Source organism: Micromonospora sp. KC213 (assembly GCF_004348325.1).
Lineage (GTDB): Bacteria > Actinomycetota > Actinomycetes > Mycobacteriales > Micromonosporaceae > Micromonospora.
This window is the reverse complement of sequence record NZ_SMKF01000180.1, coordinates 1-11,789: the sequence shown is the minus strand read 5'-3', so window position 1 is coordinate 11,789 and position 11,789 is coordinate 1. Positions and strand designations below refer to the sequence as shown.

Genomic DNA, 11,789 nt, shown 5'->3' with positions numbered 1-11,789 from the left:
GGCCCACCACGGAGGCGGTCGATTTCCGCCCGGGCACCGCCGCCACGCTGGGAGAGTGAGCGGGTGGGCGGCGGGTGGTGGCGAACGCGGCTGGGGCCGGCCATCCCCCTCGCCCCCGGCGCCCGGGTGGACCGGTTCGAGATCTTCTTCGACCTGGTCTTCGTCTTCTCGTTCTTCATCATCGTCCGGGCCACCGCCCACGACATCAGCGGCCACACCCTGCTGCACAGCCTGCTCGTGCTGGCCGTGCTGTGGTGGATCTGGGTGGTCCACACCGTGGTGGCGACCCGGGTACGGCTCGGTGAGGGATTCGTTCCGGTGGTCATGGTCATCGGCATGGCGGCCCTGTTCGCCTTCGTCCTGGCCGTACCGCAGACCATCGAGACCCACTCGGCGGGCATCGCCGGTCCGATCACCGTCGCGGTGAGCTACCTCGTCATCCGGGTCGTCCACCTGTGGATGTACTGGCACGTCGTGCGGACCATGCCGGTGGAGAGCCGGCACCTGCTCCGGCTCACCCCGGAGCTGGTGATCAGCACCGCGCTGCTGCTCGCCGCCGCGCTCATTCCGTCGCAGGCCACCAACCCGGAGACCGGCGCGCTGATCCGCGACCTGCTCTGGGCGTCCGTGGTGGTCCTGCAGTACGCGACCGGCCTGATCGCCGGCAACCGGGGTGCCGGAGTGGTCTCCGCCGAGCACTGGACCGAGCGGTACGACCTCATCCTGATGATCGCCCTCGGCGAGTCGGTGCTCTCCGTCGGCGTCGGCAGCAGCACCAGCCTGGACGGTCAGCCGCCGACCTGGCCGGCGATCGTCGCGTCGAGCATCGGCATCGTCCTGGCGGCGGCCCTGTGGTGGCTGCACTTCGACGTGATCGGGCCGGCCGCCCGGATGACCTTGCACGCCACCCTCGGTCGGCCGCGGGTGGCACTGGCCCGGGACGCGTACGCGTACCTGTTCCTGCCGATGATCGCCGGGCTGATCCTGGTCTCGCTGGGCGCGGAGAAGATGGTCACCTGGCTCGCCCAGCCGCACCGGCCCCTGGACGAGGCGTTGCCCGGGCCAGGTGTGCCGGTGCTCTTCGGCGGGGTGATCTGCTACCTGATCGGCGACATTCTCTTCCAGCTGCGCGCCCTGCGCACCCTCACCTGGCTCCGGATCGGCACGGTGGTGCTGCTGGCGTTGCTCGTGCCGGTCGCCGTACGGGTGCCGGCGCTGGCCGCCCTCGTCCTGGTGACCGTGGTCTGTCTCGGCCTGGTCGCCCTGGAGGTGGTGACCATGGCGGACTCCCGCCGTGTGCTGCGCACCGCGGTGTTCGCCGAACGGACCACCCACGAGGCACGGGAGACGGAGTGGCGCGCCCGCTGGCACGACGAGCCACCGAAGCCCGAGGGCGGCGCCCCGGTGTCCTGACACTGGCGCCCGATCGCAGACCAGCCACGGTGATCAACTCAATTCGCGGCAGGTGGCGGCATCAGGTCACCCCGACACCGCGATCTGCCGCAATCGGAGTCGATCATCGGCTACGCCGAACTCGGCGCGCAGCAGCCGGTGCGTGGCGCCGGACCGAGCACCAGGGTCGCCATGCCGGATAGCGAGGCGTTGATACCGTGCCGACGGTGATGATCGACAATACCGGATCTGCCCGCAGTCCCCGCGCCGGAATGCTCGTCCTGGTGACCGGAGGAATCCTGCTCACCGCCGCCGCCGTCTGGTTGACCGTGCAGGGTGACACCGGGATCCGGTACAGCGCCGACCACCACGACACCGTGCCGATGTGGGCCGGTTGGATTCCGGCACTGGTCGGGATCATGCTGGTCCGGCTGGTGCCGCCGGCCGCCGACCAGCCCTGGCCGGACCGGGTCGCGCCGTACCGGGAGGCGGTGCCGCTGCTGCTGGCCGGGGTCGCGTTCGCGGTCACCCTGCCGCTGCTCGGCGGCGAGCCGGCGTACACGCTGCTGAAGGTGGCGCTGCTGCTCGGCGTACCGCTGGGGGTCTTCCTCTGGTCGCGGCGGCGAGGGGCCCGCTGGCACCCGTGGCGGCCGGTCGACGCCGCGTACCGCTACGGGCCGGCGCTGCCGGTGCTGGCCTGGCTGGCGCTCAGCTACGCCACCCCGTTGGCCGTGCCGCCCAGCGACTTCGGCCGGACGGCCGACCCGGCGGTGCTGGTGGGCGTGCTGGTGGTGGGGTTCGCCGCGAACGCCCTGTTGGAGGAGGTCTTCTACCGTCGCTGGTTGCAGAGCCGGTGGGAGTCGATCCTGGGACGGTGGCCGGCGATCGTGCTGGCGTCGCTGGTGTGGGCGGCCTGGCACGTCGGCATCCAGGGTACCGGCGAACTCGGCACCGACCTGGCCTCGGTCGCGGTCCACCAGGGCGTGCTCGGGCTCTTCCTCGGCTACCTGTGGTCCCGGTACCGGCGGATGTGGCCGCTGCTGCTGGTACACGGCGCGGTCAACTCGGTGCCCATCCTGCTCGGCCTCTGACCGACCGCCGGTTGCCCGGTCAGCCGGCCCGGACGCCCTCCGTGACGCTCTCGTAGTAGCGGATCTTGTCGCGGAGGCGGTCGTACTGGCGGCGCAGCAGGGCCATCTGCTCCTCAACCCGCTCGGCGTGCCGCTGAAGCAGTTCCTGCCGTTCCCGGGCGGTGTGCTCGCCCTCCCGGGCCAGCTCGGCGTAACGGCACATCTGCGCGATCGGCATGCCGGTGTCGCGCAGGCAGCGGAACAGTCCCAGCCAGCCCAGGTCGTCTTCGGTGAAGACCCGCCGCCCACCGGAGGTGCGGCCCACCCCGCTGAGCAGGCCGATCTTCTCGTAGTAGCGCAGCGTGTCGAGGCTGAAGCCGCTGAGCCGGGCCGTCTCCGCCGGCGAGTATCCGATCATGTCGGCAGCGTAGCGCTTGACCTGGAGCGCGCTCCAGGATGGAAGGTAGGGTCATGACGACGACACGACGACTGGGACGCAGCGGCATCGAGGTCAGCGCGATCGGCATGGGGTGCTGGGCGATCGGCGGCCCATTCTGGGCCGGTGACCAGCCGCTGGGCTGGGGCGAGGTCGACGACGACGAGTCGATCCGTACCATCCACCGGGCCCTCGACCTGGGCGCGACCCTCTTCGACACCTCCAGCAACTACGGCGCGGGGCACAGCGAGCGGGTGCTCGGCCGCGCCCTGGCCGGCCGCCGCGACCGGGCGGTGATCGCCACCAAGTTCGGCTACCCCACCGACGAGACCACCCGCCAGGCCACCGGCGAGGACGCCAGCCCGGCGTACGCCCGGCAGAGCCTGGAGGGCTCGCTGCGGCGGCTCGGCACCGATCACGTCGACCTGTACCAACTGCACCTCAACGGACTACCGGTGCCGCAGGCGCTCGACCTGGTCGACACCCTGGAGGGCCTGGTCACCGAGGGCAAGATCCGGGCGTACGGCTGGAGCACCGACAACCCCGCCTCGGCGCGGGCGTTCGCGGCGGCGGGCCCGCACTGCGCGGCGATCCAGCACGACCAGTCGGTGCTCAGGGACAACGCCGAGATGTTCGCCGTCTGCGACGAGTTCGATCTGGCCAGCCTGAACCGTGGCCCCCTGGCGATGGGCCTGCTCACCGCGAAGTACCAGGGCACGCCCACCCCGCGCGGCGGCGACGACGTACGTCGGGTCGCCCCGGAGTGGCTGCCCTGGTTCACCGACGGGGTGCCCACCGGCGAGTGGGCCGAGCGGGTGACCCGGGTCCGGGAGGTGCTCACCGCCGACGGCCGTACCCTCGCCCAGGGCGCGCTCGGCTGGCTGCTGGCGCGCAGCCCGCGCACCCTGCCCATCCCCGGTTGCCGCACGGTGGCGCAGGCGGAGGAGAACATCGGCACCCTGGCGTACGGGCCACTGTCGGAGGAGACCTTCGCCGAGGTGGAGCGGCTCCTCGCCGACCTGCGCACCGCCCCGGCCAACGCCTGACCATACCCGCGCCGGTGCCCCGTCGGCCCTCCTGCGACGGTCGACGGGGCACCGGCGGGGCGGCTACTGGCCGAAGGAGTAGCGCAGGTCCGCGTTGATCAGTTCGTTGACCCGTTTGCGGAGGTGTCCAAGCAGCGACGGCCCCACGGCAGCGGCTCGGCGACCAGTAGCTTCCAGTGCAGCAGGGTGCCCGCCCCGTCGTCGCGTTCCAGCTCGAAACGCACCCGGGCGTCCGGTCGTCTTGGCCACAGCGACGACCAGACGACCAGGTGCGGACACGCGGCCTCCAGGACCTGCGGCCGCTGTTCGTCGTCGAGCAGCCGCAGCCAGGGACGCGCCGGGTCGCGGTCGGGTTGGGTGAGCGCCTCGAAGACGACGGCGGGCGGAGGAGGCTGGGTCCGCGCGCGGCTACCGGCTTCGAGCATTCCTCAGCCTATGCCAGCCACCGCCACCCAGGACGCCACCACCAGTGATCACGCATTTCCCGAAGGGCCTGACCTCAACTGCAGTACGTCTGGTACGCCTCGCGCAACTCGGCGGCCTCCGCAACGCCGCAAGCCTCGACGGCTGCCACGACCTCCGCCGCCCGCCATCGGTTGGAGGGCACGATCCGGCCAGAGCGGATCGCCAGCAGCGCCGTTCCGCCCGCCTCGTCAGGCTTCCCGAGTTTGAGCAGGGCGAGGCTCAGGTCGAGCTGCGCCGAAGCGATGCGCCGGGGCCGACGGACACCGTCCGAAGCCCGTTCCAGTTCAGTGATCGCATCGCGTGCGATGCCCTCGGCCGCCGGGTCTCCCATCCACGACAAGGTGGTGGCGGTGTACGCGAGCGCCTTGTTCGGGTCGTAGCGGTAGTGGTGTTCCGGCCCGTCAGGCTTCGGCAGCGGCGCGATCAGTCGGGACAAGCGATTCAGTGAGCGGCGCACTTCGCCCGCCACACCCATCCGCGCCCAGGCGCGTCCCTCCTGAGCGGTCGCCTGCAGGTGCGCCGAACTGCCGTGCGGCGCGAGATCCTGAGCCTCACGCGCGAGGCTGGCGGCATCCCGGAAGTGCCCGTCGGTCAACAGGTCCCAGGCGCGCGTCTCGACACACCAGGCGGTCATCTCGTCATGGTCGGTGTCGACCGCCAGCCGTGCGGCGGTGTCCAACCTCGCTCGACTCGCGATGGGCTGCCGGAGATCGACATGCAACGTGGCCGCGAGTAGGGAGAGCCATCCGCCGATCACCAGCAGCCGGCGGTGCTGGCGCAGTGCCTTACGCCCGTCTACGAGCTGTCCGACATAGAGCAGGTGCTGCCGCACCCGGACGATGAGCTGCTGAGGCGGAGTCTGCGCGTATGCCATTGCCAGCTCGTCCACAACCCGTTCCAGGCGGTTCAAAGTCTCATCGCTGACATCACTGGCCGCGACCCGGCGGGCCAGCTCCAACGCGTCGAGTTCGTCGTCACCGCCAGGGCCGGCCCCGGCGATCACGGTCGTCGCACTGCTGATAGCCGGCGCCCTCGTCGGCCCAGATTCATCAGGCATTCCGCAGACGAGTAGGTCGAACCGGGACACGACGTCGGGCTCGGCACGGGACAGGGCGGTATCGAGTGCCGCCTGCATATCGGGGCCCGGCACCGCCTGACCGGCCTCCCACTTGGACACAGCGCGCTCGCTGACGCCAAGGTACGGGGCGAAGGCCGCACGCTCATCCGAAGCGCCTGACGAAGTGCCCGGATCTCCCGACCGGACCAGCGGCGTATCGCGTTCACCGTCTCTCCCCCAACCTCCGCGAGCCGGTGCGACATCTGTGCCTAAAACGTGCAGCACGTGTACCGACTGTAGTCATTCCCGGACCGGTAGGTCGAGGCCGAAGCTCAATCACAGGCCCGGGGCGGGTGCCGGGTCATCGGCCAGCGGTGGATAGACGGCTGCCCCCGCCCGCCCCGGCGCCGCATTCCGACGAGGAAAGGCGGTAGAGCGTGCAGTCAGTGGTGGACGCGGTGGAGAAGGTGTGCGGCGAGTTGCCGATGCCCCGGCACGTGACCGGCGAGCAGGTCCGGGCGGCCGTACGGGCGGTGGTGGTGCACTCCCCGGAGTCCTGGCCAACCGGACAACTGTGCCGCAGCGACCGCACCCCGTACCCGTGTTGTCGCCGCACCTCCGAAGCGAACCGCGGCGCGCCGATGCCGCCACGCTGTAGCGCTTCGAAAATGTCGCGCTGCGGTGAAACTCCCGGACAGCCTCACGCGTCATCCGGCTGTGTCGACCGAGGACCACGAGCTGACCGGGCTCACGGCCTCGGCGGCCGAGGCAGTCGGGGAGGAAACGTGGCGTTCGGAAGGTGGCTCGCCGGTGCGGGTCTGGTGGTACTGACCGGTGCCGTCGTCGGGGTGTACGGCGGGTCGCCGGCCTTCGGCGGCGAGGGCCGGGCGGCGGTGCCGGTGGTCGAGCCGCAGTCGGGGCCGGTGCCCGCGACCGAGGCTCAGCCGCCCGGGGGCGCGCGGGCGGTGCCGGCGCGGCAGGAGACGGCGGGCGCGGAGCCGGTGCTCTCCGGCAAGCGCCGGGTGACGATCGTACGGGTGGGGGCGTTCGAGTCGGGGCTGGCGCTGCTCGACGGTGGACGGTTGGCCGAGGTGGACGACGACCGTGGCCGGCAGGTCTTCGTGCCGACTCCGTTGGGGTCGGGGGAGTTCCTGATCAAGGCGTACTACGGCGGCGGCACCGGGCAGCCGGTCTGCTGGCAGGTACGCAACCCGGGCAACAGCCGGCCGTTGTTCGTGCGTGGTGCCGCCTGCCGGGCGGGCGACCCGGCTCAGCGGTTCGTCATCGCGCCCGCTCCGGCCGGAGGCCCTCGGGAGTACCTGATCAGCAACCGGTGGGCGTACCTGCGCGACTCCGCCCGGTCCGGGCTGATCCTGGAGGAGTTGGGCGACGCCCCGCCGGTGAGCAGCTTCCGGTTCAACGACACCGGACCGGCCCCGCGCCGGAAGTGACCACCTCGGTGGCCCGGCCGGCAGTTCCCGGCCGGGCCAATGGCGGTGCGGCCGAGCACACAACTGCCCAGGATCGACCAGGTCGGGTGGAGACTTTGACCGATGCGTGACGCTGCGGAGTTCGACACCTTCTACTCCGCGTCCGTGCAGCGGGTACTGGGACATCTGTACGCGATGATCGGCAACCGGGCCGAGGCTGAGGACGCGGTGGCGGAGGCGTACGCCCGGGCCTGGGACGGCTGGACCGCCGTACGCGAGTGCGACAGCCCGGAGGCGTGGGTACGCCGGGTGGCGTACCGGGTGGCGGTCAGCGCATGGCGCAAGACCGTCAACCGGCTGCGCGCCCATCGCCGGGACGCTTGCGCGCAGCGCGTCGACGCCGTCTCGGTCGACCACGTCGCGGTGGTGACCGCCTTGCGGCGCATCTCCGCCGAGCAACGCCGGGCGGTGGTGCTGCACCACCTGGTCGGGCTGAGCGTGGCCGAGATCGCGGCGGAGGTCGGGACCAACGAGAACACCGTCAAGACGCGACTGGCCCGGGGCCGCCGGGCCCTCGCCGCCCACCTGACCGAACCGGAGTACCACGGCGTGGACGAAAGGGCGCGGCCATGAGCTCTGACAACCAGCTCGACGACGCCCTGCGGGCGCTGGCGCGGCAGGGCGGGCAGGGCAGAGTCCCGGCCGCCGCCGACATCCGGCGACGCGGCGACACCCGCCGCCGTCGTCGACGGACGGCACCGGTCGCGCTCGCCGCCCTCGCCGTCGTCGCGCTCGGCACGGGCGTCGCCCTGGCCCGCCCGGGCGGGCCAGCACACCCCATCCCGGTCGGCCCGGCGGGCCCGACCTCCGGCCCGGCCGCGTCACCCGACCCGACCGGCCCGTCATCCGGCCCGACCGGCGGCGCGTCCGGTCCGCCCACCGGAGCGTCCAGCCCGCCCGCCGGCAACCCGCTGCTGTCCGGGCAGCGTCAGGTCACCATCGTCCGGGTGGATGCGGTGGAGGGCGGGCTGTCGCTGCTTGACGACGGCCGGCTGGGCGAGGTCGACGGCGACGAAGGACAGCAGCTGTTCGTGTTCACGCCGCAGGGGTCTGACACATACCAGATCCGTACCGCCGAGCCCGGCACCGACACCTGCTGGGAGGTCCGCTCGTCGGGCAGCCAGCCGCTGCGGGTCGTGGCGGCCCCCTGCGCGCCGGACGAACCGAGACAGCAGTTCACGGTCGTCCGCGACGGCCAACACGACGGCGTGCCGACGTACGCGATCAGCAGCCACTGGGCCTTCCTGCAGAACTCCCGGACCCGGGGACTGATCCTGGAGGAACTCGGCGACGCACCCCTGACCACCCGCTTCCGGTTGGTCGACAACGGACCGGCGTCGCAGTGACGCGAGGACGCCCGGGCCGGGCGGAGCGCGCGCAGCACGTCCAGGCGTCGGTGGGCGCGGCGGTGGCGTGCCCCCTGTGTCCGGAGGTGACCGCCGAGCGGGGCGCCGGTGCCCCTCGGCCGGCGCGGCGGCTACTGGCCGAAGGAGTAGCGCAGGTCCGCGTTGATCAGTTGGTTGAGCCGCTTGCGGAGGTGCCCGAGCAGCGAAGGATCCGGCAACGGCTCGGTGACCAGCAGCTTCCAGTGCAAGAGGGTGCCTGCCCCGCCGCCGGATGACAGCTCGAAGCGCACCTGGGCCTCCGGGCGTCTCGGCCACAGCGACGACCAGACGACCAGATGCGGGTACGCAGCCTCGTCTGCGGCCGTTGTTCGTCGTCGAGCAGCCGCAGCCAGGGACGCGCCGGGTCGCGGTCGGGCTGGGTGAGCGCCTCGAAGACGACGGCGGGCGGAGGAGGCTGGGTCCGCGCGCGGCTACCGGCTTTGATCACTGCTCAGCCTGCACAGGTCGGCGGAACCACCGTCACGATCTGTTCTCCCCCTGGGGCAACTCCTCGGCAACGAACACGCCGACACCATGCACGCCCTCGACCCACCCCTGCATCTGCAGGACGAGGATCGCCTGCCGCACGACGGTCTGCGACACGCCGTGTTCCTCCTTGAGCTGCGCGGTCGACGGCAGCTTCTCCCCCGGCGCCAGCTCGCCCGACTCGATCCGTTCACGGAGATGGTCGGCCAACCGCGCCCACTTCGCTTTGGCGGGCATTCACACTCCCAGGTCTGCACCGCCATTTGACCATGAACTACCAGGCACAACAAGTAAGACGAAGTTCCTCCTTGCTTTGTACAACTAGTGCAGTGTCCGCCTGCGCCGCTGTTCGAGCGTCTTTGCCGGTTCGGCGTCGTGGGCCGGGTAGGCGCATCTGTGTGAGTCGGAGCGAGGTACTCCTCGAACGGGCCGTACGCGGCCCGACAAGCGGGTGGGTCACCGGGTCGTTGTTAGGCTCGCGGATTGCCTTTCGGAGTGAGCGGAGCGCTGGCCACCACTCGGGGTGCTGCTCCACTACCTCAACCAGGACTGGGCTCTGCTCCAGCATGTGCGCTGGCCACTGATACCAGGAGTGGGCGAAGTGGAAATCGGGCAGAAGCGCGGCTACCTGCAGCTCACACTCAAGGACGTCGGCGAGCAGCTCCGCGAGGGTCAACACCGCTGGCCGATCTGCGTCCTGCGGCGCGGAGGGCTTCCCGTCGTAGAAATACGAGCGGAGCGCTGGATTCTCGAGCAGGCGGTCGTGCCACGAGCGAGACAAGCTGTTGATCTCCATTAGGGCGGCGGCCGAGCCGATACCGTTGTTGATGCGGCTCTGTTTCGCCACCTCCCTGGTCTGTACGGCAGAGAAGCCCAATGACACCGCGACCAGCGCCAGACCAGCGAGGCCGAGGACCGTCTCCTGCATGTCTGCCTACCCTTCCGAGGATGGGGAGTCGTCCTCACGCTACGGCGGCATCGCAACCACCTATGGGGACCGCCCGTGTCGGCTGCGGCGCTACCGGCGTCCCGCACCAGGGATAGTGTTGACAATGCGAGTGCCGCATTGGATGAAACCGCCGCGCTTAGGCGCGCCTTGGTCAGAGGTGCCGCCGCATTTCCGCAGCGAACTGCGGCACGCGCAGCTTGTAGCACCTTGTAGCACACGGGTAAACTGCACGCATGGCCGAGCATGCTTCTCGAGAGATCACGCAGCGCGAGCTGCGAAATGACTCAGGCGCCATCATGCGTGGGGTGGAGCGCGGAGAGTCCTTCACCATCACCCGTAACGGCACGCCCATCGGCCGGCTCATCCCGATCAGGCGACGCACCTTCGTGCCTCGGGCCGAGGTGATGGCGGCCTTCGCCACCGCGCCCGTTTTGGACGGATCGCGGCTCCGCAGCGACCTCGACGCGGCGATGGACCATGATCTCACCGACCGTGACTGGTGAAGCTCCGTTCCGCGGTCTGATCGACACGAACATCGTCATCCATCTGGCCGCGCTGGATCCGGCGGAACTCCCTGACGAGATGGTGATCAGCGCCGTCACGCTGGCGGAACTCTCGGCGGGCCCGCACCACACGGCGGACCCTGGCGAACGAGCACGCCGAATGAGCGTGCTCCAGCACGTGGAGGCGACGTTCGACCCGCTTCCGTTCGACGCGGAAGCGGCCCGCGCCTTCGGCCTGATCTCCGCCGCCGTACTCGCGGCCGGACGCGGCACCCATCGCCGCATCGCCGATTTGATGATCGTCTCCGTGGCCCGCAGTAATGGTCTGCCGCTCTACACCACCAATCCCGCCGACTTCAAGGGGCTGGACCATCTAGCCACCATCCGCCCGGTGCGCCGGCCCGCCTGAACGACCCCCTGTTCGCGGTGAGTCAGTGATTTCGCTCAACGCCTCCCCCTGCGGGTCCGTACCTGAAGATATGAGCATGCGGATTCTCATGGCCGGCGCGTCCGGCTTCCTCGGCACCCGGTTGGTCGACCGCCTCGCCGCCGACGGGCACCAGGTCGTCCGGCTGGTCCGGCGGCCACCACGCACGCCCGACGAACGGCGGTGGGACCCGTCCGCCGCACAGCTCGACCCCGCCGTGGTGGCCGAGGCGGACGCGGTGGTCAACCTGGCCGGCTCCGGCGTCGGCGACCGGCGCTGGAACAACGAGTACCGCCAGTTGATCCGGTCCAGTCGGGTCGACACCACCAGCACCCTGGCCATCACCATCGCCGGGCTGCCCGCCGCCGACCGGCCGGGCGTGCTGCTCAACGCCAGCGCCGTCGGCTGGTACGGCAACACCGGCGACCGGGTGGTCGAGGAGGACGCCCCGGCGGGCGAGGGTTTCCTCGCCGACGTCTGCCGGGTCTGGGAGGCGGCCACCCGCCCGGCCGAGGACGCCGGGGTACGGGTGGTGCGGCTGCGCATCGGGCTGCCGCTGCACCGCGACGGCGGGCTGCTCAAGCCGCAACTGCTGCCGTTCCGGCTGGGCATCGCCGGCAAACTGGGCAACGGCCGGCAGTGGCTGCCCTGGATCTCGCTGCGCGACTGGCTGGACGCCACGGTGTTCCTGCTGGCCCGCGACGACCTCGCCGGTCCGGTCAACGTGGTCGGCCCGAACCCGGTCACCAACGCCGAGTTCACCCGGGAGCTGGCCCGTCAGCTACGCCGCCCGGCGATCATGCCGATCCCCGCGCTGGCCCTCAAGATCGCCCTCGGCGGATTCGCCCACGAGGCCCTGACCAGCACGAGGGTCCTGCCCGGCGTGCTGACCAAGGCCAATTTCGCCTGGACCCACCCCGACCTGCCGGGTGCCCTGCACGCCGCACTCACCGAGTGAGCCGGGGGACCGCACCGCCTGACCGCCCGGGTGGGCTCCCGTGTCTGCCCGGTGCGGGCCGGTACGGTTGGTAACGTCCGCTCCGTGCCGACCTCCCCGCACCGGACCATCGATCAACCCCCCAC

General features: G+C 71.0%; 15 protein-coding genes. 9 read left to right on the top strand and 6 right to left on the bottom strand.

The features are described 5' to 3' along the window. Positions 1-63: 63 nt before the first annotated feature. Together E1166_RS25775 and E1166_RS25770 are read left to right on the top strand one after the other, a co-directional pair. On the top strand, positions 64-1,413 hold the full coding sequence (locus E1166_RS25775; protein WP_132342522.1) for a low temperature requirement protein A: 1,350 nt from the start codon (positions 64-66) through the stop codon (positions 1,411-1,413). A gap of 209 nt (positions 1,414-1,622) precedes the next feature. Next, complete coding sequence (locus E1166_RS25770; protein ID WP_243710516.1) at positions 1,623-2,483, top strand: CPBP family intramembrane glutamic endopeptidase; 861 nt, start codon at positions 1,623-1,625, stop codon at positions 2,481-2,483. Positions 2,484-2,502: 19 nt separating this feature from the next. Here the strand turns inward: E1166_RS25770 and E1166_RS25765 are convergent, their stop codons facing one another. Beyond that, complete coding sequence (locus tag E1166_RS25765) at positions 2,503-2,880, bottom strand: MerR family transcriptional regulator (RefSeq protein ID WP_132342519.1); 378 nt, start codon at positions 2,878-2,880, stop codon at positions 2,503-2,505. 53 nt (positions 2,881-2,933) lie between these two features. On the opposite strand from E1166_RS25765, the gene E1166_RS25760 reads away from it, so the two are divergent. Continuing rightward, positions 2,934-3,944 (top strand): aldo/keto reductase, encoded by a 1,011-nt coding sequence (locus E1166_RS25760; protein WP_132342517.1) that lies wholly within the window; start codon positions 2,934-2,936, stop codon positions 3,942-3,944. Between the two features lie 98 nt (positions 3,945-4,042). Here E1166_RS25760 and E1166_RS25755 read toward each other — a convergent pair whose 3' ends face one another. After that, positions 4,043-4,369 (bottom strand): hypothetical protein, encoded by a 327-nt coding sequence (locus E1166_RS25755; RefSeq protein ID WP_243710515.1) that lies wholly within the window; start codon positions 4,367-4,369, stop codon positions 4,043-4,045. Positions 4,370-4,443: 74 nt separating this feature from the next. Further along, positions 4,444-5,586 (bottom strand): transcriptional regulator, encoded by a 1,143-nt coding sequence (locus E1166_RS25750; protein WP_243710514.1) that lies wholly within the window; start codon positions 5,584-5,586, stop codon positions 4,444-4,446. A gap of 665 nt (positions 5,587-6,251) precedes the next feature. On the opposite strand from E1166_RS25750, the gene E1166_RS25745 reads away from it, so the two are divergent. The 3 genes from E1166_RS25745 to E1166_RS25735 all read left to right on the top strand — a co-directional run bounded on the left by E1166_RS25745 (position 6,252) and on the right by E1166_RS25735 (position 8,302). Next, positions 6,252-6,917 carry a hypothetical protein gene (locus E1166_RS25745; RefSeq protein WP_132342516.1) on the top strand — a complete coding sequence of 222 codons (666 nt, stop codon included), beginning with the start codon at positions 6,252-6,254 and terminating at the stop codon, positions 6,915-6,917. A 102-nt stretch (positions 6,918-7,019) separates the two neighbouring features. Next, complete coding sequence (locus tag E1166_RS25740; protein WP_132342514.1) at positions 7,020-7,529, top strand: sigma-70 family RNA polymerase sigma factor; 510 nt, start codon at positions 7,020-7,022, stop codon at positions 7,527-7,529. After that, the gene (locus E1166_RS25735; protein ID WP_132342513.1) at positions 7,526-8,302 is read left to right on the top strand and encodes a hypothetical protein; all 777 of its coding nucleotides are present in this window, start codon (positions 7,526-7,528) and stop codon (positions 8,300-8,302) included. The genes E1166_RS25740 and E1166_RS25735 overlap by 4 nt, the downstream gene beginning before the upstream one ends. Before the next feature lie 131 nt (positions 8,303-8,433). Here E1166_RS25735 and E1166_RS32275 read toward each other — a convergent pair whose 3' ends face one another. The 3 genes from E1166_RS32275 to E1166_RS25720 form a co-directional block, all read right to left on the bottom strand. Next, the gene (locus E1166_RS32275; protein WP_243710513.1) at positions 8,434-8,592 is read right to left on the bottom strand and encodes a hypothetical protein; all 159 of its coding nucleotides are present in this window, start codon (positions 8,590-8,592) and stop codon (positions 8,434-8,436) included. Between the two features lie 229 nt (positions 8,593-8,821). Then, positions 8,822-9,064 (bottom strand): winged helix-turn-helix domain-containing protein, encoded by a 243-nt coding sequence (locus tag E1166_RS25725; RefSeq protein WP_132342512.1) that lies wholly within the window; start codon positions 9,062-9,064, stop codon positions 8,822-8,824. A 37-nt stretch (positions 9,065-9,101) separates the two neighbouring features. After that, positions 9,102-9,755 carry a hypothetical protein gene (locus E1166_RS25720; RefSeq protein ID WP_132342511.1) on the bottom strand — a complete coding sequence of 218 codons (654 nt, stop codon included), beginning with the start codon at positions 9,753-9,755 and terminating at the stop codon, positions 9,102-9,104. A 254-nt stretch (positions 9,756-10,009) separates the two neighbouring features. Between E1166_RS25720 and E1166_RS25715 the strand changes: the two genes are divergently transcribed. The 3 genes from E1166_RS25715 to E1166_RS25705 all read left to right on the top strand — a co-directional run bounded on the left by E1166_RS25715 (position 10,010) and on the right by E1166_RS25705 (position 11,664). Further along, positions 10,010-10,279: a type II toxin-antitoxin system prevent-host-death family antitoxin gene (locus E1166_RS25715; protein WP_132342510.1), complete on the top strand. Its 270-nt coding sequence runs from the start codon at positions 10,010-10,012 to the stop codon at positions 10,277-10,279. Further along, positions 10,254-10,688, top strand: a complete 435-nt coding sequence (locus E1166_RS25710) for a type II toxin-antitoxin system VapC family toxin (RefSeq protein WP_132342509.1) — start codon at positions 10,254-10,256, stop codon at positions 10,686-10,688. The genes E1166_RS25715 and E1166_RS25710 overlap by 26 nt, the downstream gene beginning before the upstream one ends. Positions 10,689-10,764: 76 nt before the next feature. Continuing rightward, complete coding sequence (locus E1166_RS25705; RefSeq protein WP_132342508.1) at positions 10,765-11,664, top strand: TIGR01777 family oxidoreductase; 900 nt, start codon at positions 10,765-10,767, stop codon at positions 11,662-11,664. Positions 11,665-11,789 lie beyond the last annotated feature (125 nt).